This is a genomic window from Actinosynnema sp. NPDC091369 (assembly GCF_044757065.1).
GTDB lineage: Bacteria > Actinomycetota > Actinomycetes > Mycobacteriales > Pseudonocardiaceae > Actinosynnema.
In genome coordinates, this window is sequence record NZ_JBIVUG010000014.1 from 78,181 (window position 1) to 100,970 (window position 22,790).

The 22,790-nt window shown below is 72.0% G+C and carries 21 protein-coding genes; 9 read left to right on the forward strand and 12 right to left on the reverse strand.

The features are described 5' to 3' along the window. The first annotated feature begins 16 nt into the window (after positions 1-16). Entirely contained in the window at positions 17-673 is a 657-nt protein-coding gene (locus ACIQMJ_RS34810; RefSeq protein ID WP_499765247.1) for an RES family NAD+ phosphorylase, read from the forward strand. Here the strand turns inward: ACIQMJ_RS34810 and ACIQMJ_RS34815 are convergent. The 5 genes from ACIQMJ_RS34815 to ACIQMJ_RS34835 all read right to left on the reverse strand — a co-directional run bounded on the left by ACIQMJ_RS34815 (position 655) and on the right by ACIQMJ_RS34835 (position 5,650). Next, entirely contained in the window at positions 655-1,218 is a 564-nt protein-coding gene (locus ACIQMJ_RS34815; RefSeq protein ID WP_499765248.1) for a GNAT family N-acetyltransferase, read from the reverse strand. The two genes, ACIQMJ_RS34810 and ACIQMJ_RS34815, sit on opposite strands and share 19 nt — an antisense overlap. A gap of 34 nt (positions 1,219-1,252) precedes the next feature. Then, positions 1,253-1,849, reverse strand: a complete 597-nt coding sequence (locus ACIQMJ_RS34820) for a nucleotidyl cyclase domain-containing protein (RefSeq protein ID WP_499765335.1) — start codon at positions 1,847-1,849, stop codon at positions 1,253-1,255. 70 nt (positions 1,850-1,919) lie between these two features. Next, complete coding sequence (locus tag ACIQMJ_RS34825) at positions 1,920-2,603, reverse strand: Crp/Fnr family transcriptional regulator (RefSeq protein ID WP_499765249.1); 684 nt, start codon at positions 2,601-2,603, stop codon at positions 1,920-1,922. 72 nt (positions 2,604-2,675) lie between these two features. Beyond that, a complete protein-coding gene (locus tag ACIQMJ_RS34830) occupies positions 2,676-4,586 on the reverse strand; it encodes a S9 family peptidase (protein ID WP_499765250.1) in 1,911 nt (636 codons plus the stop codon). Positions 4,587-4,639: 53 nt separating this feature from the next. Continuing rightward, on the reverse strand, positions 4,640-5,650 hold the full coding sequence (locus tag ACIQMJ_RS34835) for a TerC family protein (RefSeq protein ID WP_499765251.1): 1,011 nt from the start codon (positions 5,648-5,650) through the stop codon (positions 4,640-4,642). 281 nt (positions 5,651-5,931) lie between these two features. On the opposite strand from ACIQMJ_RS34835, the gene ACIQMJ_RS34840 reads away from it, so the two are divergent. Next, complete coding sequence (locus ACIQMJ_RS34840) at positions 5,932-8,802, forward strand: alpha/beta fold hydrolase (protein ID WP_499765252.1); 2,871 nt, start codon at positions 5,932-5,934, stop codon at positions 8,800-8,802. Continuing rightward, positions 8,799-9,725 carry an ABC transporter permease gene (locus tag ACIQMJ_RS34845; protein WP_499765253.1) on the forward strand — a complete coding sequence of 309 codons (927 nt, stop codon included), beginning with the start codon at positions 8,799-8,801 and terminating at the stop codon, positions 9,723-9,725. The genes ACIQMJ_RS34840 and ACIQMJ_RS34845 overlap by 4 nt, the downstream gene beginning before the upstream one ends. Positions 9,726-9,798: 73 nt before the next feature. Here the strand turns inward: ACIQMJ_RS34845 and ACIQMJ_RS34850 are convergent, their stop codons facing one another. Both ACIQMJ_RS34850 and ACIQMJ_RS34855 read right to left on the reverse strand, forming a co-directional pair. Continuing rightward, on the reverse strand, positions 9,799-10,890 hold the full coding sequence (locus ACIQMJ_RS34850; protein ID WP_499765254.1) for an IS630 family transposase: 1,092 nt from the start codon (positions 10,888-10,890) through the stop codon (positions 9,799-9,801). Between the two features lie 43 nt (positions 10,891-10,933). After that, positions 10,934-11,302 (reverse strand): MmcQ/YjbR family DNA-binding protein, encoded by a 369-nt coding sequence (locus ACIQMJ_RS34855; RefSeq protein WP_499765255.1) that lies wholly within the window; start codon positions 11,300-11,302, stop codon positions 10,934-10,936. Between the two features lie 37 nt (positions 11,303-11,339). Here ACIQMJ_RS34855 and ACIQMJ_RS34860 point away from each other — a divergent pair, with 37 nt between their 5' ends. Next, positions 11,340-11,732 carry a hypothetical protein gene (locus ACIQMJ_RS34860; protein ID WP_499765256.1) on the forward strand — a complete coding sequence of 131 codons (393 nt, stop codon included), beginning with the start codon at positions 11,340-11,342 and terminating at the stop codon, positions 11,730-11,732. A gap of 72 nt (positions 11,733-11,804) precedes the next feature. Here ACIQMJ_RS34860 and uvrB read toward each other — a convergent pair whose 3' ends face one another. Then, on the reverse strand, positions 11,805-13,994 hold the full coding sequence (gene uvrB, locus ACIQMJ_RS34865; RefSeq protein WP_499765257.1) for an excinuclease ABC subunit UvrB: 2,190 nt from the start codon (positions 13,992-13,994) through the stop codon (positions 11,805-11,807). Positions 13,995-14,103: 109 nt separating this feature from the next. Here uvrB and ACIQMJ_RS34870 point away from each other — a divergent pair, with 109 nt between their 5' ends. After that, on the forward strand, positions 14,104-14,784 hold the full coding sequence (locus tag ACIQMJ_RS34870; RefSeq protein ID WP_499765258.1) for a hypothetical protein: 681 nt from the start codon (positions 14,104-14,106) through the stop codon (positions 14,782-14,784). 7 nt (positions 14,785-14,791) lie between these two features. Here ACIQMJ_RS34870 and ACIQMJ_RS34875 read toward each other — a convergent pair whose 3' ends face one another. Then, on the reverse strand, positions 14,792-16,129 hold the full coding sequence (locus tag ACIQMJ_RS34875; protein ID WP_499765259.1) for a DUF5685 family protein: 1,338 nt from the start codon (positions 16,127-16,129) through the stop codon (positions 14,792-14,794). Between the two features lie 81 nt (positions 16,130-16,210). Here ACIQMJ_RS34875 and ACIQMJ_RS34880 point away from each other — a divergent pair, with 81 nt between their 5' ends. Beyond that, positions 16,211-16,750 (forward strand): ribonuclease FAU-1 family protein, encoded by a 540-nt coding sequence (locus ACIQMJ_RS34880; RefSeq protein ID WP_499765260.1) that lies wholly within the window; start codon positions 16,211-16,213, stop codon positions 16,748-16,750. A gap of 136 nt (positions 16,751-16,886) precedes the next feature. Then, complete coding sequence (locus ACIQMJ_RS34885) at positions 16,887-17,405, forward strand: ribonuclease FAU-1 family protein (protein WP_141981791.1); 519 nt, start codon at positions 16,887-16,889, stop codon at positions 17,403-17,405. Here the strand turns inward: ACIQMJ_RS34885 and coaE are convergent. The 3 genes from coaE to rpsA all read right to left on the reverse strand — a co-directional run bounded on the left by coaE (position 17,381) and on the right by rpsA (position 20,827). Next, positions 17,381-18,556 (reverse strand): dephospho-CoA kinase, encoded by a 1,176-nt coding sequence (gene coaE / locus ACIQMJ_RS34890; RefSeq protein ID WP_499765261.1) that lies wholly within the window; start codon positions 18,554-18,556, stop codon positions 17,381-17,383. The two genes, ACIQMJ_RS34885 and coaE, sit on opposite strands and share 25 nt — an antisense overlap. Before the next feature lie 28 nt (positions 18,557-18,584). Beyond that, complete coding sequence (locus ACIQMJ_RS34895; protein WP_499765262.1) at positions 18,585-19,199, reverse strand: hypothetical protein; 615 nt, start codon at positions 19,197-19,199, stop codon at positions 18,585-18,587. Positions 19,200-19,333: 134 nt separating this feature from the next. Then, the gene (gene rpsA, locus ACIQMJ_RS34900; RefSeq protein WP_158851991.1) at positions 19,334-20,827 is read right to left on the reverse strand and encodes a 30S ribosomal protein S1; all 1,494 of its coding nucleotides are present in this window, start codon (positions 20,825-20,827) and stop codon (positions 19,334-19,336) included. Positions 20,828-21,017: 190 nt separating this feature from the next. On the opposite strand from rpsA, the gene ACIQMJ_RS34905 reads away from it, so the two are divergent. Next, positions 21,018-21,848 (forward strand): class I SAM-dependent methyltransferase, encoded by an 831-nt coding sequence (locus ACIQMJ_RS34905; RefSeq protein ID WP_499765263.1) that lies wholly within the window; start codon positions 21,018-21,020, stop codon positions 21,846-21,848. 10 nt (positions 21,849-21,858) lie between these two features. Further along, positions 21,859-22,782: a GNAT family N-acetyltransferase gene (locus ACIQMJ_RS34910; RefSeq protein WP_499765264.1), complete on the forward strand. Its 924-nt coding sequence runs from the start codon at positions 21,859-21,861 to the stop codon at positions 22,780-22,782. Positions 22,783-22,790: the final 8 nt, after the last annotated feature.

Here is a 22,790-nt window from a genome sequence, read left to right on the forward strand (position 1 = left end):
AGAACCTTGGACACGCATGTCACGGCTACCCCAGCCGCCCTCTCCCGCTGTGCTCCAGGCGACGCTGCGCCGCACCGAGGACGTCGTGGCGGTGCACCGCGCCACCCGGCTGGTGCGCGTCTTCGCCGCGAAGGGGCTGCACCCGCAGCGGTGGAACAGCTTCCGCTACACCGGCCCCCTGCCGCACGCGCGGTTCGACACCCAGCCACCCGGCCCTGACGGCTCGCCGACGCACGCCCACGACCAGGGGGTGCTCTACTTCGGCCTGACCGTGCGGACGTCGATGGCCGAGGTGTTCCAGGCGACGTCGGTGGTGGACCGGCGCACGCGCAGCCCGTTCCTGGTGATCCTGCGCCCGCGCCGGACGCTGCGGCTGCTCGACCTCACCGGCCTGTGGCCGACCCGCGCGGGCGCGTCGCAGGAGATCAGCTCCGGGCCGAAGGCGCTCACACAGCAGTGGGCGCGGGCGATCCGCGCGGCCTACCCCGAGCTGGACGGCCTGTGGTACCGCTCGTCCATGGACTCCGGCGCCCCGGCGGTGTGCCTGTGGGACCCGCCGGGCGGCACGGGCCTGCCCGCCTCGCCGGACGTGCTGCTGCCGCTGGAGCACCCCGGCCTCGACCTGCCGCTGGCGCGCGTGTGCGAGGAGCTGAACTACACCCTGCTCGGCTGACGGCGCCGGCGCGGCGCGGGCAGGAACCGGCCGTAGCGGACCTCGGGCAGCTCCTGGCCACCCAGCTCGTAGCAGTGCACCAGCCCGTCGTGCCGCCAGCCGTGCGACTCGTAGAACCCGCGACTGCGGGTGTTGTCCTGGAAGACCCACAGGACCGCGTACCGGAACCCCTGGTCCAGCAGGTGGCGCAGCCCGGCCTCGTGCACCTCGTGGCCCGCGCCCCGACCGTGGTAGCGGGGGTCGGCGTAGATCGCCACCAGCTCGCCGGTCTGCAGGTCGGGGTGCGCGTCCTTGGACTCGCGGACCGCGTCGACCGCGCAGTACGCGCCGATCCGGCCGGTGCTCTCGTCGACCGCGACGAACACCCGGCTGGGTTCGGGCAGCCGCAGCACGCGCGCCCACGCCGGGAGCCTGCTCTCGGGCAGCATCCGGTCCAGCACCGGGTCGTCCACTATCCCGCGGTACGAGTGCTGCCACGCGTCCACGTTGATCCTGGCGATCTCGGGCGCGTCGTCGGGCCGTCCGGCCCGCACGGTCCACTGCATCCTGCAGAGCGTGCCGCAACCACCACGTGGTCCGCTAGCCATTGGGCCAACCCCGCCGGGGCGCGCCCGCGCACAGGTAGCCCGAGTACACCTGGTTCTTCACCCGGAAGCGGGTCGGGCGGAACCGGGACGGGTCCAGGTCGTGGAACCGGGTGCGCACGACGTCGTCGTGCAGCTGCTGCGAGATCACCAGCACCAGGTCGTCGTCGGCGGTGGTGGCCAGCGCGTCGCGGACCACCTTGGCGTCGAGCAGCCGGCAGGTCACGATCGGCGCGTCGCCGACCAGGCCGAACGCGCCGGCGGTGAGCGGCCCGCAGTGCATGGCCACGCGCATCCGCAGCGGCGTGCCCGCGCGGCGCAGGTCGGCCAGCGCCTCGACCAGCTGCTCGGTGAAGTGGGCGACCACCCACGCGGCGTCGGCGTCGGTGGGCAGCACGGCCAGTTCGCCGTCGCCGCGCACCTGCCGGTACCACAGGTCGCGGTCCAGCCCGGCCTTGCGGGCGGCCACGTCCAGCACGTCGCTCAGCCGCGACTGGACCAGCGACTGGTCCAGCGCGTCGAGCTTGCTGTAGCCCTCGACGTCCACGGCCACCACGAGGCGGTACACCAGGCCGCGGAGGGGCGTCACCATTTCCAGCGTCACACGAGGAGCATCGCGCCCGTCCGCCTTCGGAAGTAGGGCGATCACCGGGTTTCCCGTTTCACAGCTCGGCGATCTTCCGCAACTGGTCCCGGTCCACGATCGTGGTGGTCCGGTACCCCATGGTGATGACACCGCGGTCGCGCAGCGTGCGGAACTCCCGGCGGGCGGTGTCCTCCTCCACGCCGACGAGCGACCCGATCTCACCCTGGGTCAGGTTGAGCTTCAACGCGATGCCGTCGGGGCCCTGGTGGCCGTAGGCGTCGGTGAGGTAGGCCAGCACGCGGGCCAGCCGCACCGACGCCGGGTAGCCGTTGAAGTCCATGCGCCGCTGCTCGCCCCACTCCAGCGTGCGCAGGATCATCTTGTCCAGGTCGAAGTGGGCGGCCGGGAACCGGGTCAGGTAGTCGGTGAACTGCGCCGCGCTGATCACCCGCGTGCGGGTGTCGACGCACGCGGTCACCGTCGCCGAGCGCGGCTTGCCGGTCAGGAACGCCATCTCGCCGACCACGTCGCCGCCGACCTTGACGTTGAGCAGCGCGACCCGCCCGTTCTCCAGCGTCACCGTGGCCTTGACCAGCCCCTGGACCAGCAGGATCACGTGGTCGGAGCGCTCCGCCTCGCGCACCAGCGCCTCACCGCGCCGGAACACCTTCTGCACGCCCAGCCGCAGCAACGCCTCGCGGCCGGTGGCGGACACCGTCGCGAGGTAGGTGCCGGTGGGCCAGGCTGATGGGATCACCATCACGTTCGACCTCCTCCGCAAGGGACCAGTGTGCCGCTCGCGGAGGAGGGAGATCCGGGATTCCGACCGGTTTCAGGCCAAGTGGCGCGCCCACCAGTCCAGCACGGCCTCGAACCGCTGCGCGCGGTGGCGCGGCTTGCCCGAGCGGGTCAGCTCGTGGCCCTCGCCGGGGAACACCAGCATCTCCGCCTCGACGCCGTTGCGGCGCAGCGCGACGAACAGCCGCTGCGCCTGCTCCAGCGGGCAGCGCCAGTCGTGCTCGGAGTGCACCACCATGAACGGCATGGAGATCTTCTCGGCGTAGGTCAGCGGGCTCATCGCGCGCTGCGCCTCCAGGCCGGGCCCGCAGTAGGCGTCGGTGAAGAACCAGCCGATGTCCGACGACCCGGCGAACGAGTCCCACGCGTTGACGGCGCGCTCGCTCCACGCGGCGCGGAACCGCTCGCCGTGGTGCGCGGCCAGCCAGGAGGTCATGAAGCCGCCGTAGGAGCCGCCCATCACGCCCACGCGGTCGGCGTCGAGCTCGGGCCGCTCCAGCGCGACGTCCAGCACGGCGAGGATGTCGTCCACGTCGACCGTGCCGAAGCCGCCGATCACGGCCTGGCCGTGCGCCTGGCCGTAGCCCGCGGACCCGCGCGGGTTGGGCAGCACGACCGCGTACCCGGCCGCGGCGTACACCTGCGCCTCGTCGAAGAAGCCCCAGCCGTGGTACATGAACGGGCCGCCGTGCACGGCGAGCAGCACCGGGTGCGGCCCCTCGCCCTCGGGCAGCACGAGCCAGCCGTGCACCGGGTAGCCGTCCGGCGCCGTGCCGGTCAGCTCGACCGACGGCCGCAGCGGCACGGCGGAGCCGAAGTCGGTGAGCGCGCCGCCGCCGACGAGCTCGACCTCGCCGGTGTTGTCCGCCCGCGACACCACGGCCACGACCCGGTCGCCGTCCGCGGCGAACGACTTCACCTCGGCCCGCTCGCCCGCGAGCAGCTCCAGGTCGGCCAGCACGGCGTTGTCGGCGTTCAGCGGCACGCGGCGCAGCTCGACCGCGCCCCGGTTGCGGACCGCCACGAGCACGCCCGCGTCGGTCACCACCGGCGCGCCGGCGGCCTTCTCGCAGTCGACGGTCTCGGTGTCGGTGAGCCGGGTCAGGCCCTCGCCGTCGAACCGCCACAGGCTCGTGTTGCGCGCGACGGCCGAGGTGTTGGGCGCGTGCTCGGGCGAGTAGAACAGCACGCCGCCGTCGGGCAGCGCGACCGGCAGCATCGCCGCACCCGGCGCGCGCACGACCAGCTCGGGCTCGCCGCCGGCGGCGGGCACGCGGTACACGTCGTTGTGGAACACCTCGACCGCGCCGAGGTCGCGCTCGGCCAGGAACAGCACCGCCGCGCCGTCGGCGGTCCAGGTGGGGTCGGCCGCGGAGAACGTGCCGTCGGTCAGCTCCACCGGCTCGGCGTCCGGGTCCAGCGCGTCGACGGTGAACACCCGCGCGTGCCGGTCGGCGGTGAAGCCGATGTCGTCCATCCGGTAGTCGAGCCGGGTGATGTGCCGGGGCGCCTCGGCGTCCGGCGTCGGCGCCTCCCCGCCGTCGGCCGGCGGCGCGCCGTAGCGGCCGGGTTCGGGAACCCGCGAGGTGAACGCGATCCGCCGCGAGTCCGGCGCCCACGCGGGCAGGCCCGCGCCCAGCTCGAGGTCGGTCAGCGCGCGGGCCTCACCGCCGTCGGCGGGCATCACGTGCAGCTGCGGCGCCTTGCCCCGCCCGGTGACGCGCAGGAACGCGACCCAGCGGCCGTCCGGGGAGATCCGGGGTGCCAGGTCGCGTTCCGCCCACGTCCAGCGCGTCGTCCCGCCGCCGTCCAGGGCGACGCGGTGCAGTCCGCCCCGGTAGGCGTTCGCGGCGACGTCCGGGGTGGAGACGTTCACCAGGACGAGGTCCCCACGCACCGTCACGGAGCCGGGCTGGGTCAACGACTGCAAGTCATCGGGGCGCACGCTTCAGCACGTTACCCCAACGATCATTAGCAAGGCTCACGAGATTTTGACGCTCACAGATGGTCACTGGGGGCCGGGACCGGCTTGACCGCCTCCGGGTGCCGGCGCACCTTGACCAGGCTGGCGACCGTGGTGATGGCCAGCACGCCGATGATCACCGACAGCGACACCTCGATGCCGATCGTGGGCACGTGCAGCGGCTCACCGCCGTTGAGGAACGGCAGCGAGTTGGTGTGCAGCGCCTCCAGGATCAGCTTCACGCCGATGAAGCCGAGGATCACCGACAGGCCGATCGACAGGTACACCAGCTTGTTCAGCAGACCGCCGAGCAGGAAGTACAGCTGCCGCAGCCCCATCAGCGCGAACGCGTTCGCGGTGAAGACCAGGAACGGCTCCTTCGTCAGGCCGAAGATCGCCGGGATCGAGTCGAGCGCGAACAGCAGGTCCGTGGTGCCGATGGCGACGATGACGATGAACATCGGCGTGACGAACCGCTTGCCGTCGATCCGCACGAACGACTTGCCGTCGCGGTAGCCGTCGGTCACCGGGTACACCTTGCGGACGAACCGCAGCGCGACGTTCTCCTTGTACTCCTCTTCCTCCTCGTTGTGGTCCGTGCGCGCCAGCTTGTAGCCGGTGTAGATGAGGAACGCGCCGAAGAGGTAGAAGACCCAGCTGAACTGCGCGATGACCGCCGCGCCGACGGCGATGAAGATGCCGCGCATGACCAGCGCCATCAGGATGCCGATCAGCAGCACCTTGTGCTGGTGGATCGCGGGCACCTTGAAGGTGGTCATGATGATCAAGAAGATGAACAGGTTGTCGACGCTCAGCGAGTACTCGGTGATGTACCCGGCGAAGAACTCGCCCGCGTAGACACCGCCCGAGAAGTACCAGATGCCGAGGCCGAACAGGATCGCCACACCCACGTAGAAGGTGACCCACCGGGCGGCTTCACCGATGGTGACCTCGTGCGGTTTGCGGTCGACGATGAAGAGGTCGATGGCCAGCAGGACCATCAGGCCGGCGATCGTGGCGAACCACAGCCACACGGGGACAGACATTGAACGAACCTCCGGTGCATCGCGCGCGCACGCCAATGACCGGAGGTCTCCTCCGCCGGTCAAGCAGACCGACCGGCGGCACCGGGAACCTCACGCCAGGTTCCGTGCTGACGACACCGCCGCTAGGGAGTACTCCCCTCCACGCACACACAGTCTCACGCATGACTGCGGTCCCGCGCCAGCGGAGGTGATCAGGGGCACCCGACCGGACCGCCGGAACCAGCGCGTTCCGCTGAGAGCGCGACCCCCGACCGACAGCCCACTCTCAGCCAATCACGCCTATGGTCAACTCCGTGGCCTCCCTCAACCGCCTCCGCGGCAGGTGGTCGCTCCCCGCGCTCGTCGTGCTGGTCGCCCTGGTGGGCGCCATCGTGGTCTTCACGCGCCAGGGGGACGACCCAGTCCCGGTGAGCACCCGCGACGCGGTGATCGACGTGCCGGAAAGCCCGGACAGCGACCGCACCGTGCAGATCGACACCACCCTGTACCTGCCCGAACGCACTCCCGCACCCGCCATCCTGCTCCCGCACGGCTTCGGCGGCAGCAAGGCGAGCGTCGCCTCCCAGGCCACCGAGCTGGCCCAGCGGGGGTTCGTCGTGCTGGCCTACTCGGCGCGCGGCTTCGGCCGCAGCACCGGCCAGATCGCGCTGAACTCCCTGGACCACGAGGTCCGCGACGCCCAGAAGCTGCTCGACTGGCTGGCCACCCGGGAAGAGGTGGTCACCGACGGTGGCGGCGACCCGAAGGTGGGCGTGACCGGCGGCTCCTACGGCGGCGCGCTGGCGCTGTCGCTGGCCGGTGTCGACCCCCGCGTCGACACCATCGCCCCCGTCATCACCTACAACGACCTGGCCCAGGCGCTGCTGCCGAACTCGGCGCGCGCCGACGGCGTGGCGGGCGACACCCCGGCCGCGGGCGCGTTCGCCGACGACGGCGTGTTCAAGCGGTCGTGGGCGGGCATATTCTTCTCCGCCGGCCTGTCCGGCGCGGACGCGACCAACCCCGGCCAGGAGGCGAGCGAGCCCGGTCAGGACGACGACAGCCAGGGCTTGGACAACGCGGCCGCCGCCGCCACCGCGCCGCCGCAGCAGTCGGGCGACGCCCGACCCGCCGGACCGCTGAACGGCGCCTGCGGTCGCTTCCAGGCCGACGTGTGCGCCGCGTACACCGAGGTCGCGACCACCGGCAAGGCCGGGCCGCAGACCCTGGAGGTGCTGCGCCGCGCGTCGCCGTCCTCGGTCACCAACAAGATCACCCAGCCGACGCTGCTGGTCCAGGGCGAGCAGGACACCCTGTTCGGCCTCGACCAGGCCGACGCCAACGCCCGCCAGATCGCCGCGAACGGCGCGAAGGTCAAGGTCGTCTGGTACGCGGGCGGCCACGACGGCGGCTCGCCCGGCCCCGAGCTGCGCGGGCAGATCGCCGACTGGATGGCGTTCCACCTGGAGGGCGAGGGCGCCGACCCCGGCACCGGCTTCGAGTACACCGTGGTCGGCGCGTTCCGCAGCAGCGGCGCGCCCTCGCTGCGCAACGTCGTCGCGCCGAGCTACCCGGGCCTGGGCGACTCGGCCGCGACGCAGCGCCGCGACGTGCCGCTGACCGGCCGCGAGCAGGTGGTGGTGAACCCGGCGGGCGGCAACCCGGCCGCGGTGTCCAGCCTGCCCGGCCTCGGGTCGGTGGTGTCGCGGTCCAGCTCGCTGTCCTCGCGCCTGTCGATCGACATGCCCGGCCAGGCCGCGGTGTTCCAGAGCGAGCCGCAGACCGCGCAGACGCTGCTGACCGGCGCGTCCACGGTGCGGCTGCGGGTCGCCGCCGTGCCCGGCCAGCCGGTGCCCGCCGACGGCGCGGTGCTGTTCGTGAAGCTGTACGACGCCGACGCGAGCGGCGTGCGGACGCTGCCCGGCTCGGCGGTCGCGCCGGTGCGGGTGACCGACCTGCCCGCCGACGGCACGCCGGTCGAGGTGACCGTGACGCTGCCCGGCGCGGTGCGGCCGGTCGAGACCGACCACCGGCTGCAACTGGTCGTGTCGACCACCGACATGGCCTACGCCAACGCCGCGGAGCCCGCCGCGTACCGGATCTCGCTGGCCTCGCCCGCGCTGTCGGTGCCGGTGGTGCCGGGCGTGAACGCGACCAGCGAGGTGCCGGTCGGCGCGCTGTGGGGCATCGCGATCGTGCTGATCGCGTGCGTCATCGCGGGCGTGGTGGCCTGGTTCCGCCGCCGGCTGACCGCCGACGTCGAGCCGTCGCTGGAGTCGGTGCCGCTGGTGATCGAGAACCTGAGCAAGTCCTACGCGGGCGGGTTCGTCGCGGTGAAGGACCTGTCGTTCCGGGTGGAGCACGGCCAGGTGCTGGGCCTGCTCGGGCCGAACGGCGCGGGCAAGACCACGACGCTGCGGATGCTCATGGGCCTGATCCGGCCCACCGAGGGCGGCATCAGGGTCTTCGGCCACCGGGTGACGCCCGGCGCGCCGGTGCTGTCGCGGATCGGGTCGTTCGTGGAGGGCTCCGGCTTCCTGCCGCACCTGTCCGGCGCGGAGAACCTGCGGCTGTACTGGGCGGCCACCGGCCGTCCCCCGGAGCAGGCGCACGTCGAGGAGGCCCTGGAGATCGCGGGCCTGGGCACCGCCGTGAACCGGCGGGTGCGGACCTACAGCCAGGGCATGCGGCAGCGGCTGGCGATCGCGCAGGCCATGCTCGGCCTGCCGGACCTGCTGGTGCTGGACGAGCCGACCAACGGACTCGACCCGCCCCAGATCCACCAGATGCGCGAGGTGCTGCGCCGCTACGCGGCGGCCGGGCGCACCGTGCTGGTGTCGTCCCACCTGCTCGCCGAGGTCGAGCAGACGTGCACGCACGTGGTCGTGATGCACAAGGGGTCGCTGGTCGCGGCCGGTCCGGTCGACGAGATCGCGACCGGTGGCGGCGAGGCGAGCTTCCGGGTCGACCGACCGGACGAGGCGGCCACCGTGCTGCGGGGCCTGGCGGGCGTGCACGACGTGCACGTGGACGGCGAACAGGTCCACGCGAGCCTCAACGGCACACCGCGCGCCTCGGCGTTGCAGGCGCTCGTGGCCGCAGGCGTGGCGGTGGACCAGGCCGGTCCGCGCCGCCGGTTGGAAGACGCGTTCCTGGAGTTGGTGGGGGAATGAGCGAGAACGGTGTGCACACCGACCCGGCGGCGATCTCGGACCTGACCGACGCGGCGCGGGCCGAGCGCTCGTCGGTCGCACCGGACGGGTCGAAGGTCGGGTACCGGGCGTCGCGGACGCTGCCGGTGCGGGTGGAGCTGGTGCGGCAGTTGCGCCGCAGGCGGACGCAGTTGGTGCTGGGTTTCCTGGTGCTGCTGCCGTTCATCCTGGTGGTGGCGTTCGAGCTGGGGCAGACGTCGCCGAACCGGCGGGCGGGCGGGTTCGTCGACCTGGCCACGGCCAGCGGCGTGAACTTCGTGATCCTGACGCTGTTCGTCAGCGGCAGCTTCCTGCTGCCGATGATCGTGGCGCTGTTCTTCGGCGACACGATCGCGAGCGAGGCGTCGTGGTCGTCGTTGAAGTACCTGCTGGCCGCGCCGATCCCCCGGCACCGGCTGCTGCGGCGCAAGGCCGTGGCGTCCGGGCTGATGTCGGTGTTCGCCCTGGCGCTGCTGCCCGCGGTGGCGCTGGTCGTCGGCGTGGTCTGGTACGGGGCCGGCGAGGCGGTGTCGCCGACCGGTGAGGCGGCGTCGTTCGGGGCCGGGGTGTACGGCGTGGCGCTGGCCGTCGTCTACATCTCCATCCACCTGTTCTGGGTGGCCGGGCTGGCGCTGTACCTGTCGGTGTCCACCGACGCGCCGCTGGGCGCGGTGGGCGGCGCGGTGCTGGCGTCGATCCTGTCGCAGATCCTCGACCAGATCACCGCGCTGGAAGGGCTGCGGGACTACCTGCCGACGCACTACGCGCTGGCGTGGGCGGACCTGCTGTCGTCCGACGTCGACTGGTCGCAGATGGCCAAGGGGACGTTCTCGGCGTTGGCGTACGGGGCGTTCTTCACGTTGCTGGCGGCGCGGAAGTTCGCGCGCAAGGACATCACCAGCTGATGTCGCGCTTCGCCGAACGGCGCACCCGGACCACTCCGGGTGCGCCGTTCGGCGTTCCGCCGGGATCGTCCCGCTAGTGTCCTGCGCCAGGAATCCGGTCAAGATATGAGGCGAGGCGGTCGAGGATCTCGTCCGCGTCCTTGGTCCAGACGAAGGGCCTGGGGTCCTCGTTCCAAGTCTTGATCCAGTCGCGGATGTCGTTCTCCAGGGCGCGCAGTGACTTGTGGGCGGCGCGGCGTAGTCGTTTGTCGGTGAGCAGGCCGAACCACCGCTCGACCTGGTTGAGCCAGGAGGAGTAGGTGGGGGTGAAGTGCATGTGGAATCGGGGGTGCGCTTCCAGCCACTTGCGGACGGTGGGGTGTTTGTGGGTGCCGTAGTTGTCGCAGATCAGGTGCACGTCCAGGTCCGCGGGCACTTCCTTGTCCAGTTTGGCGAGGAACTTCCTGAACTCCACGGCCCGGTGGCGGCGGTGGATCGAGCCGATGACCTCGCCGGTGGCGATGTCGAGTGCGGCGAACAGGGTGGTGATGCCGTGCCGGATGTAGTCGTGGGTGCGGCGTTCGGGCAGGCCCGGCATCATCGGCAGTGTCGGCGCGGACCGGTCCAGGGCCTGGATCTGCGACTTCTCGTCCACGCACAGCACCAGCGCCTTCTCCGGCGGGTTCAGATAGAGCCCGACCACGTCGCGGACCTTGTCCACGAACTGCGGATCGGTGGACAGCTTGAACGTGTCGACCTGGTGCGGCTTGAGGTTGAACGCCTTCCAGATCCGCCCGACCGTGGAGCGGGACAGTCCGCTCTCGGCCGCCATCGACGCGCGCGACCAGTGGGTGGCGTCGACCGGTGTCCGTTCCAGCGTGGCCACCACGACCTGCTCGACCCGCTCGTCGGTGATCTTGCGCGGGGCACCGGGACGCTGCTCGTCGACCAGCCCTTCCAGCCGCTTGTCCAGGAACCGGCGTCGCCACTTGCCCACCGTCTGCGGCCAGATCCCCAACTCGGCGGCGACGTCCTGGTTCGACTTGCCGTCGGCACAGCCCAGCACGATCCGGCACCGCTGCGCCAACGCCTGCGACGACTTCGCCCGCCGCGCCCACCGCGTCAGCGTCTCGCGTTCCTCGTCGGTCAACACCACAGCGGCCACCGGCCGACCCGTCCGAGCCATCGGACAAATCTACACTTACTCAACGAATTTCAGGCGCAGGACACTAGGACAGCGCCGGTCGCTTCGACCTGGGCAGCTTGGCCACGATGAGGTCGTAGGACAGGTCGAGCAGCTCGCGCACCTCGTCGGCCGGGACCGCACCGGCCAACCGGACCCGGTTCCAGCCGTAGCGGCCGATGTAGGCGCTCACGGCGACGTCGTCGGGGTACCGCTCGCGCCAGTGGCCCGCCTCTTCGGCGGTGGCGCCGGACTTGACGCCCACCGTGCCGCCGTCCAGGCCGATGAACGCGAAGATCCTGCCGCCGACCTTGCAGCACAGCTCGCCGTCGCCGAACGGGTAGGTCTCCTCCGCGCCGGGCTTGGCGAGGCAGTGGGCGATCACGTCGTCCAACGTCATGGCGTTCGCCGTCATGCCCTCACGCTAACCGGCCGCGATCTAAGGTGATCGGGTGAGTGTGTACACGGAGGACGAAGGCCGGACGCTGCGCACGGCCGTCTTCGGCGCGATGGTGCTGGTGTCCACTGCGGAGCCGGGTGCGCTGGACGAGGAGAGCCACGCGGGCATCCGGGCCATGGCGACGTTCCCGCCCGGGTTGCGGCAGGTGCTGGGGGCGGCTCGGCCCGAGCTGCCCGCGGGCTCCACGGCCGACGTGGAGGCCGGGGTGCTCGACGCGTTGCGGCGGTCGGTGCGGATCGTGGCCGCGAGGGCGCCGGAGGAAGCCGAGGCGTTCCCCTCGGCGGTGCTGGCGGTGTGCGAGGAGGTCGCCGCGGCGGACGGGACCGTCGGGACGGCGGAGGGCGCCGTGGTGGGCAAGGTGCGAGCCGCCCTCACCCGCGGCTGACCCGCGTCCCCGGCACGGTGCCGCGGTGGTCCCGGTGCCCGTCGTGACCGGCACCGGGACCGCCGAGGCGGGTTACTTGACGCCGGCGGCGTCCATGCCGCGCAGTTCCTTCTTCAGGTCCTGGATCTCGTCGCGCAGGCGGGCGGCCAGTTCGAACTGCAGCTCGCGGGCGGCGTTCATCATCTGGTCGGTCAGCTGCTGGACCAGGTCGGCCAGTTCCGAGCGGGCCATGGTGGTGGTGTCGCGGTCGGCCAGGACGCCCGAACTGGCGCGGCCCGAGGCGCCCGGGTCGCCGGTCGGCTTCTTGCCCCGGGAGGTGTTGCGGCCCGAGCCGCCGGGGGCGATGGCGTCCTCGGCCTCGGCGTAGACCTGCTCGAGGATGTCGGTGATCTTCTTGCGCAGCGGCTGCGGGTCGAGGCCCCGTTCCTCGTTGTAGGCGACCTGCTTGGCGCGCCGGCGGTTGGTCTCGTCGATCGCGTGGCGCATCGAGTCGGTGATCCGGTCCGCGTACATGTGGACCTCGCCGGACACGTTGCGGGCCGCGCGGCCGATCGTCTGGATCAGGCTGGTGCCCGAGCGGAGGAAGCCCTCCTTGTCCGCGTCCAGGATCGCGACCAGGGAGACCTCCGGCAGGTCGAGGCCCTCGCGGAGCAGGTTGATGCCGATCAGCACGTCGTACTCGCCGAGGCGGAGCTGGCGCAGGAGCTCGACGCGGCGCAGCGTGTCGACCTCCGAGTGCAGGTAGCGGACCCGGATGCCCAGCTCCAGCAGGTAGTCCGTCAGGTCCTCGGCCATCTTCTTGGTCAGCGTGGTGACCAGGACCCGCTCGTCGCGCTCGGCCCGCACGCGGATCTCGTGCACCAGGTCGTCGATCTGGCCCTCGGTCGGCTTGACCACGACCTCCGGGTCGACCAGGCCGGTCGGGCGGATGACCTGCTCGACGAACTCACCGCCGGTCTGGCCCATCTCGTACGGGCCGGGCGTGGCCGACAGGTAGACGGTCTGGCCGATCCGGTCGGCGAACTCCTCCCACGTCAGCGGGCGGTTGTCCAGGGCGCTGGGCAGGCGGAAGCCGTGGTCGACCAGGTTGCGCTTGCGCGACGCGTCGCCCTCGTACATGCCGCCGATCTGCGGCACGGTCACGTGCGACTCGTCGACCACGAGCAGGAAGTCGTCCGGGAAGTAGTCGATCAGGGTCGCGGGCGCGGTGCCCGGACCGCGGTCGTCGATGTGGCGCGAGTAGTTCTCGATGCCGTTGCAGAAGCCGACCTGGCGCATCATCTCGATGTCGTACGAGGTGCGCATGCGCAGCCGCTGGGCCTCCAGCAGCTTGCCCTGCCGCTCCAGCACGGCCAGCCGCTCGGCCAGCTCCAGCTCGATGTTGCGGATCGCCTTCTCCATGCGCTCCGGACCCGCCACGTAGTGGGTGGCCGGGAAGATGCGCAGCTCGTCCACCTCCTTGACCACGTCGCCGGTCAGGGGGTGCAGGTAGTAGAGCTTGTCGATCTCGTCGCCGAAGAACTCGACCCGCAGCGCCAGCTCCTCGTACGCCGGGATGATCTCCACCGTGTCGCCGCGCACGCGGAACGTGCCGCGGTTGAACGCGATGTCGTTGCGCGTGTACTGGATGTCGACCAGCGCGCGCAGCAGCAGGTCGCGCTCGACCTCGACGCCCACCTCCAGCTTGATCGACCGGTCGAGGTAGGACTGCGGCGTGCCGAGGCCGTAGATGCAGGACACGGACGCGACCACGATCACGTCGCGCCGGGTGAGCAGGCTCATCGTGGCGGAGTGGCGCAGCCGCTCGACGTCCTCGTTGATCGAGGAGTCCTTCTCGATGTAGGTGTCGGTCTGCGGGATGTACGCCTCGGGCTGGTAGTAGTCGTAGTAGCTGACGAAGTACTCCACGGCGTTGTCCGGGAAGAACCCCTTCAGCTCGTTCGCCAGCTGCGCGGCAAGCGTCTTGTTCGGCGCCATCACCAGCGTGGGCCGCTGCACCTTCTCCACCAGCCACGCCGTGGTGGCCGACTTGCCCGTGCCGGTCGCGCCGAGCAGCACGACGTCCTTCTCCCCGGCGCGGATGCGCCGTTCGAGCTCCGCGATCGCCGCGGGCTGGTCGCCCGCCGGCTGGTAGTCGCTGACCACGCGGAACTTCCCCTCGGTGCGGGGGATGTCACCGACGGGACGGTGCGACGAGTGCGCCTTGACCGGGATCTCGGTTGGGAATGCCACGGGTACGACGGTACGCCGGGGGTACGACATTTTCCGATCCGGACCAGGTCAGGGGTCCGACCGGTGGTCGGGGGGAGCGGGGTGGCAGGTTCCGGACGCGGGCGGTCGACCGGTGGGTCGCTGTCGTCACACTGCGACCATGGTCCTCATCCCCCGCTTGCTCGCGGTCGTCCTGGTGGTGGTCGGCGCGGCCGTGTCCGGGTGCGGTTCCGCCGAGGCTCCGGACCCGAAGCCGAACCTGATCAAGGAGTACTGGGAGTCCCCGCAGGTGGAGAACGACCGCCTGCCGGGCTACGGCGCGAGCCCGGGGGACCGACAGGCCAACCTCGCCGCCTACTACTCCCCCGACCAGCTGGTGTCCCGGCTGATGAGCGTGTTCGAGTGCACCGACGCCTCCGGCGCCACGCGCGGCGGCAACCGGTTCGACACCTCGTGCGACCTCACCCCGGCGGTCCGCCGCGCGGTGCGGGACGTGGGCGGCGACCCCGGACGCGTCTCCGGCCGCGTCCTGCTGGTCAAGCACGAGGACGGCGGGCTGGAGCTGGTGACGCTGTTCATCGCCAACGGCCGGGCGATCGACGCCACCGGCGAGACCTACTCCGGCCTCGACGAGTTCCGCGCGGAGAACGACCTGCTCGACGCGGACGACGTGATCCTCGCGCCCAGCGACCTCACCAGGGTCGAGGGCGACAACCAGCTCGTCACCGCCTACGGCCGGACCCCGTGGGCGGGCCTGCCGTGGCTGCTCGGCGGCGGTGGCGTGCTGGTGCTGGTCGGGCTGCTCCTGGTCCTGCGCAAGGTGCGCCGGTCGCGGTCGTGACGGTGGGTCAGCAGTTGCAGTCGCAGCAGCCGCAGTCGCAGTCGCAGCCCGGTCCGCAGTCGCAGTTGCACCACGCCTCGCGCGGCTTGCCGCTGAACGGGCCGGGGTAGGGGTCGCGGCAGCAGTACTGGCACGTGCCGCACTGGTAGAGCACCGCGAGGCAGCCCAGGACCACGCCGCGGGTCACCGGCGGCTGCACGAGCTTGGGCCAGCACCACAGGCCGCTGCCGGGACGGGGCGGCTCGCCGCCGCGCTTGCCCTTCTTGCCGCCGGTCGGCGGACCGGGCGGACCGCCGTGACCGGGGGCGGAGGGCGGCGGCACGGGACCGGGCGGCGGCGCGGCGCCGGAGGGCTGACCGGGGTGACCGTGCGGGCCGGGGTGCCCGTGCTGACCGGGGTGACCGTGCGGGCCGGGGTGGGCCGGGGGCGGGTACATGCCCGGCGCGGGTTGCCAACCCGGCGGCGGCTGGGGTGTGTGCGAGTGGGGCGCGTGCGCGTGGGGGTCGCCGAACGCGCGCCGGATCGACTCCTTGACCTCGTGCACCAGCAGCACGTGCACGAGCCGGTCGTCAGAGAACTCCACCTCCCGCATCGCGAGCTTGATGCCCAGCGCCGCGTCGTCGCACAGCCGCCGCGCCTCGTCCGGCGTCGTGCCGGTGGCCACCAGCGGGTTCCACGCGCCCGACGCCCGGTCCTCCGCCAGGTCCTCCACCGCGTCCAGCAGGTGCGCCAACCGCCCGAACAGCCGTCCCACCTCGCGCAACGGGGCCGCGTTGCCCGGCCGCCCGGCCAGCACGGCGGTCTGCGCCACGGCCTCCCCCGCCGCCGTCTCGGTCGGCTCGGTCACCGCCGGCACGGACGAGCCGAGCCCGGCGGCGGCCTCCACCTCCGCCTGCCGCCGCACGGCGTCCACCAGCACCGCCGTGTCGAACCCCAGGTCCAGGCCCGTCTCCGCCGCCTGCGCGGCCCACCGCCGCGCCACCTGCCTGCCCACGCCGCGCATCGGGGCCCGCGCGAACACGCCGTCGCCGTCGGCCACGTGGTCGCCGACCTTCGCCGACGCCAGCACCAGGGACACCGACGCGGCCAAGCGCGCGCCCGCGCCGACGGCGACGTCCGCCGACTGCATTCCCCTCAGCGCGCACGGCCCGGCGGAGCGCCGCGACCGCCCGACCTGCGCCTCCACCAGCGCGGAGATGACCAGGCCGTCGTAGTTGGTGACCACGCGGGCCAGGTGGCCGTGGTCGTCGCGCAACGCCAGGCACAGCCCGCACAGGTGCGCCAGCCACGACTCGCGCAGCTCGGGGCCCAGGCGGTTGCGACAAGGGCGGATGATGCCGAACATGGCGGGAAGAGTAAGCGATCATCCTACTTTCGGGTGACAGAAAGGGGCATCTCGGCGATGTCCGTGCCTAAGGTCGGCGCTGTGACGTCGAGCACCGCCGGGACCCGCATGCACATCCACCCGCCGAAGATCGAGTACTTCGACCTCGACGCGAAGAGCAACACCGATCCCAAGGGCCACCTGCGCGGGGTCGACGAGTACCGGCTGACCGCCGCCGGCCTCTACATGTACCGCCCGGTGCCCGGCCACCCGCACCTGTCGCACTTCGAGTCGTGGCTGCTGCCCGCGCACGGCCTGCGCGTCACCCGGCAGTCGTGGCACCCGGGCCACGAGCGCGACTACGACCTGTACGTGGACGTGGTCGAGATCAGCTCCAGCGGCTCGGTGTGGAAGACCGTCGACCTGTACCTGGACCTGGTGGTGCGCACGGGCCGCAGCGTGGCCGTGCTGGACACCGACGAGCTGCTGACCGCGCTCGACCGCGGGCTCATCCAGGCCGACCGGGCGCAGTGGGCGCTGGAGACGACCTACCGCGCGGTCGCCGGCATCGCCGCCCACGGGCACGACGCGGTGCGCTGGCTCGCGTCCCTCGGAACGATCACCACCTGGCGTCGGCGGTAATACAGAGGGTCACACTCGCAGGTCAACCGCCATCCGTGTCCGTCACCTGATAGAGACCGCTTCCACCACAGACCGTGATATAACGAATCAAACCTGATAGTTACCAAGGACACATTCGCGTCTACCCTCGGGTCGCGTGGGAGCGGTCATCACACCTCAGCTCGTTGACGTGGTCGACACCGTCAGCGCAGTTCGCAGCTACTCCAGCGGCATGTCGCGGCACCTGTCGACGTGTCGGGTCGAGCCGTGGGGACTGCGGCTGGAGTGCCCGACGCCGGAGGACCCGTTCTCCGATTCGGAGGTCACCTGGTTGATGCCCTCGCTGGGTCTCCGGCTGACGCACCAGCGGCCCCGGTCCCGGCACGCGCGCAGCGGCCCCAGCGTGCTCAGCGCGGTCCGCGTGCAGCGCGACGGCCGCGCCTGGCGCACCACCGACCTGCTCCTGGGCCTGGCCGTGCCCGGCGGCACGACCGCGCGGATCGTGCGCTGCGAGGAGTTCGCCGCCGCCGTCGCGGGCCGCGTCCTCGGGCCGGGTGACGCCGACCAGGCGCTGCGCACCGTGCACCGCACCCTCGAAGAGGTCAGCCTGCACCGGCACGACCTCGGCTCGTGGCTGACCCACCGGGGCATCTACGACGTCTGGCCGTCCCTGTAGAACGCGTCCACGCGCGCGGTCGCGGCAGCCATCCACGGCTCTTTCGACTCGGCGTAGGCGAACCCGTCCGCGTCACCCCGGTGCCGGTCGGCGAGCTCCAGCTTGAGCGCCGCGTACTCCTCCCGCGCCGCCGCGTCCGCCCGCAGCCAGTCGCGGAACCGGATCGCCCAGGTCCACGCCGGACCGCCCTCGACCCGCACGTGCAGGTTCACCCGCCGCCCCGGGTCCGCGCCCGCGTGCAGCCGCTTGTGCCAGTCCTCCGGCGAGTCGCCCTCGTACCGCACGCTGTCCTCCGCGAGGCCCAGACCGGGGAACCCCGCCTGCGCCAGCGCCTCCTCCAGCTCCGCGGCCTCCTCGAGCGACGTCACGCCCAGCTGGAAGTCCAGCACGTCCTTCGCGGCCAGACCGGGCACGGCCGTCGAGCCGATGTGCTCGACCGCGCGGCCACCGGCGGCGAGCCGGATGCGCGCGGCGACCCGGGCGGCCTGGGCGGGCCACGTCACGTCGTAGGGCACCACGACCGGCGCGCCCGCGGCGTAGCGGCGCAGCCGGACGTTCGACTCGTAGCGCACCAGCCGGTCCGCCCACAGCGCGTCGACCTGCGCCAGCACCAGGTCGGGCGTGCCGGAGTTGTCCAGCCACACGTCCGCCACCGCCCGGCGTCGCTCGTCGTCGGCCTGCGCGGCGATGCGCCGGCGCGCGTCCTCCTCGGGCAGGCCGCGGTCGCGCAGCCGCGCGAGGCGCTGGTCGAGGTCGGTGTGCACGATCACCACCAGGTGGTACAGCGGCGCCATGTCCTTCTCCACCAGCAGCGGGACGTCGTGCACGACGATCGCGTCCTCGGGCGCGGCGGCGATCAGCTCGCCGGTGCGGGCGGCGATCCTCGGGTGCGTGATGCCGTTGAGGGTGGCCAGGGCCCGCTCGTCGCCGAACACCTTCGCCGCGAGCGCGGGCCGGTCCAGCGCGCCGTCCGGGCCGAGCACGTCCGGGCCGAACGCCTCGACGACCTCGCGCAGGCCGTCCGTGCCGGGTTCGACCACCTCCCGGGCCAGCCGGTCGGCGTCGATCACCACCGCGCCGTGCTCGGCGAACCTGCCCGCCACCGTCGACTTGCCCGACCCGATGCCCCCGGAGAGCCCCACGCGCAACATGGCGACCAGCCTGCCACGCGGAGGATCTTCAGGCTCCCTCGACGGGCGTCATCGCCTGCTGGGCCAGCGCCGCCAGCGCGCCCGCGACCGCGTCGTCGGGCAGGACCCCCGCCTTCGCGCGGGCGACGTAGGTGGTCTTGCCCAGCGACCCCATGACCAGCCGCTCGTCCTTCGTGCTGACGAACTGGCCCTTCTTCTTGCCCACGTCGACCTCGCGGACCGTCGCGCCCTCCTGGCGCTCGGCGTCCACGCTCTCGGCGACCCGGCTGGTGGCCGTGGGCTCGTCGTTGTAGGTGGCCAGGCCGATGATGACGGGCGCGGCGGCGATGGGCTGGCGCTCCGGGACCCCGTAGTAGCAGTCGATCTTGCCGGTGCGCCCCAGCGACGGCTCCGGGATGCCGATGATCGTCTTCAGCTCGCCGGGCAGCTCGCGGCCGAGCTTCTGGTGGAACAGCTCGACCGGGACCACCAGCTCGCAGTCGTCGGGGATCGGCCGGTCCACCATCTGCGGGATCCTGGTGATCGTGGTGGGCGGCAGGATCGTCGGGATCTGCGGCTGCACCACCGGTTGCTGCTGCACCGCGGCGCAGCCCGCGCACACGAGCACCGCCATCGCCGCTGCCACCGCCGTCCGCATGCTCATAGCATTCTCAACTTAGCGCACGGCGACGCCAACTCACCCCGAAGGAGTGAACGACGACCGCCCCCCGCCCGAGGTGGGCGAGGGGCGATCGTGGTCGTTCAGTCAACCGGCGAGGATCCGCCGGCCGGTGCTGCTCAGGCGCCGCCCGACAGCTTCTCGCGCAGCGCGGCCAGCTGCTCGTCGCTGGCCAGCGTGCCACCGGCCTGAGCCGGGGCGCCAGTGCTGGACGACGCGGCGGCCGGGGCCTCGCCACCGGACGAGTAGTTGGTCTCGCCGGCAGCCTCTTCCTCGGCCGCGGCGGCCTTGGCGACCTGCTTCATGTGGGCCTCGTAGCGCGTGTGGGCCTCGGCGTACTGCCGCTCCCACTCCTCGCGCTGCTTGTCGAAGCCTTCCTGCCACTCCTGGGTCTCCGGGTCGAAGCCCTCGGGGTAGATGTAGTTCCCCTGGTCGTCGTACTCGGCGGCCATGCCGTACTGGGTCGGGTCGAACTCGGAGTCGACCGTGAAGCCCTCGTTGGCCTGCTTGAGCGACAGCGAGATGCGGCGGCGGTCCAGGTCGATGTCGATGACCTTGACCATGACGTCGTCGCCGACCTGCACGACCTGCTCCGGGATCTCGACGTGGCGCTCGGCCAGCTCGGAGATGTGGACCAGGCCCTCGATGCCCTCGTCCACCCGGACGAACGCGCCGAACGGAACCAGCTTGGTGACCTTGCCCGGCACGATCTGGCCGATCGCGTGGGTGCGGGCGAACTGGCGCCACGGGTCTTCCTGCGTCGCCTTGAGCGACAGCGACACGCGCTCGCGCTCCATGTCGACGTCCAGGACCTCGACCGTGACCTCCTGGCCGACCTCGACGACCTCGGAGGGGTGGTCGATGTGCTTCCAGGACAGCTCCGAGACGTGCACCAGGCCGTCCACGCCACCCAGGTCCACGAAGGCACCGAAGTTGACGATGGAGGACACGACGCCCTTGCGGACCTGGCCCTTCTGCAGCTGGTTGAGGAACTCGCTGCGGACCTCGGACTGGGTCTGCTCCAGCCACGCGCGGCGGGACAGGACCACGTTGTTGCGGTTCTTGTCCAGCTCGATGATCTTGGCTTCGAGCTCGCGGCCGACGTAGGGCTGCAGGTCGCGGACGCGACGCATCTCCACGAGCGAGGCGGGGAGGAAGCCGCGCAGGCCGATGTCCAGGATCAGGCCGCCCTTGACGACCTCGATGACCGTGCCCTTGACGGGCTCGTCCTTCTCCTTGAGCGCCTCGATGGTGCCCCAGGCGCGCTCGTACTGCGCGCGCTTCTTGGAGAGGATCAGCCGACCTTCCTTGTCCTCCTTCTGGAGAACAAGAGCCTCGACCTCGTCACCGACCTTGACGACCTCGTTGGGGTCGACGTCGTGCTTGATCGACAGCTCGCGCGAGGGGATGACGCCCTCGGTCTTGTAGCCGATGTCGAGCAGGACCTCGTCCCGGTCGACCTTGACGATGGTTCCCTCGACGATATCGCCGTCGTTGAAGTACTTGATCGTCTTGTCGATAGCAGCGAGGAAGTCCTCCTCCGTCCCGATATCGTTGATGGCGACCTGCTTCGGCGCAGCGGCAACCGGGACAGTGGTGGTGTCGGTGGACATTAGGTAGGTGGCTCCGGTACGGATTGGGGTTTGTGGCCTGCGGGTTCAACGCTTGCGCGCCAGGCTCGCCCCACCACGAAGACCGACTCACGGTGATCACCGATCGAGGACAGCGCGAACCCACTACGCGGGCGATATCGTACGCGGCTTCCGGCCCGCCGGGCAAACCGGCACCCTTGAATGGAGCAGTGTGTCCGACCAGCACGCGAGCGCCGAACAGGCGCTCGGCACCACCGGCATCGCCAAGCGGGGCGTGGACGCGGCCGAGTCGCGCGCGGCCAACCGCATGTGGTGGGACGCCGACGCCGACGACTACCACGCCGAGCACGGCGACTTCCTGGGCGCGGCGGACTTCGTCTGGTGCCCCGAGGGCGTCCGCGAGCAGGACGTCTCCTACCTCGGTGACCTGCGCGGACGCCGAGTCCTGGAGGTCGGCTGCGGCTCCGCGCCGTGCGCGCGGTGGCTGACGGCGCGGGGCGCGCACGCGGTGGCGTTCGACCTCTCGGCCGGGATGCTGCGGCACGCGGTGGCGGCCAACGCGGCGACCGGCGTGGCCGTGCCGCTGGTGCAGGCCAGCGCCGACCAGCTGCCGTTCGCCGCGGGCAGCTTCGACGCGGCCTGCTCGGCGTTCGGCGCGGTGCCGTTCGTGGCGGACGTGGGCGAGGTCTTCAGGGAGGTCGCGCGGGTGCTGCGGCCGGGCTCCCCGTGGGTGTTCTCGGTCACTCACCCGATCCGGTGGATTTTCCCGGACGACCCGGGACCGGGTGGGCTGACCGTCACCCAGTCGTACTTCGACCGCACGCCGTACGTCGAGGTGGACGACACCGGCCGGGCGACCTACGTCGAGCACCACCGGACCACCGGGGACTACGTGCGGGCGCTCGTCGGGGCGGGTCTGGAGCTGCTGGACGTGGTGGAGCCGGAGTGGCCCGCGGGGCACACCCGGACGTGGGGCCAGTGGAGCCCGCTGCGCGGCCGACTGTTCCCGGGTACCGCGATCTTCCGCACCCGGAAGCCGTAGCCTGCCTCGCATGACCGTCGGTCAAGGGCTGATGGAGGCGCAGAGCGCGCGCTTCGCGAGCGTCGACCCGCTGCTGCCGGCGGTGGTCGCGCCACCCGACGGCGACGTCATCACTGCGGCGCTGCCGGACGGCACGAGGGTCGCGGGCGTGCTCCAGCGCCAGGTGCACGACCGCCGCTCGCCCGCCCGGCTGTGGTCGGCCACCGAGGTGTGGGAGCTGACGCCCCTGCTCGGCAACGCGGGGGCCGCGGGGATGGACGCCCTGCTGCGCGCCTGGCGCAAGCGGCTGGACCTGCTCGGACCGGCGGAGCGGGACTCGGCGTGCGTGCTGAGCTGGCCGAGCCGGGACGCCGAGGCCACCAGGGCGCTGCTGGACCACGGCCTGGTGCCGCTGACCGTGATCGCGGTGCGGCAGGCCCCGCCCCCGCCGGTGGCGGGTTCGGCCACGATCCGCCGGGCCACGCCCGCCGACCTGGAGACGGTGCTGGCCCTGGCGCTGGCCGAGCTGCGCTACTCGTCCATGGTCGGCTCGACGGTGCACCGGCCGGACGCGGCGGCGCTGAAGCGGCGGACGCTGGCCGACCGGCTGGCCTCGGGCGGACCGGCGTGGCTGGCCGAGCGGGACGGCATCGCGGTGGCGCTGGCCGAGTGCGCCCTGGTGACGTCGGAGCCGGGCAACTGGACGGCGACGAGGCTGCCGCCGGGCCGCTGGGGCTACGTGAACTGCGTGTCCGTGCTGCCGGGCGCGCGCGGCACCGGGGTGGGCCGCCAGCTCATGGCGCACGCGCACCGCGAGCTCCAGCGGCTGGGCACGGTCGGCACGTACCTCTACTACAACCCGCCGAACCCGCTGTCCTCGGTGTTCTGGCCGCGACAGGGCTATCGTCCACTGTGGACGATGTGGGAGGTCCGCCCCGCCGGGGCGCTGCGCTAGGCGTCACA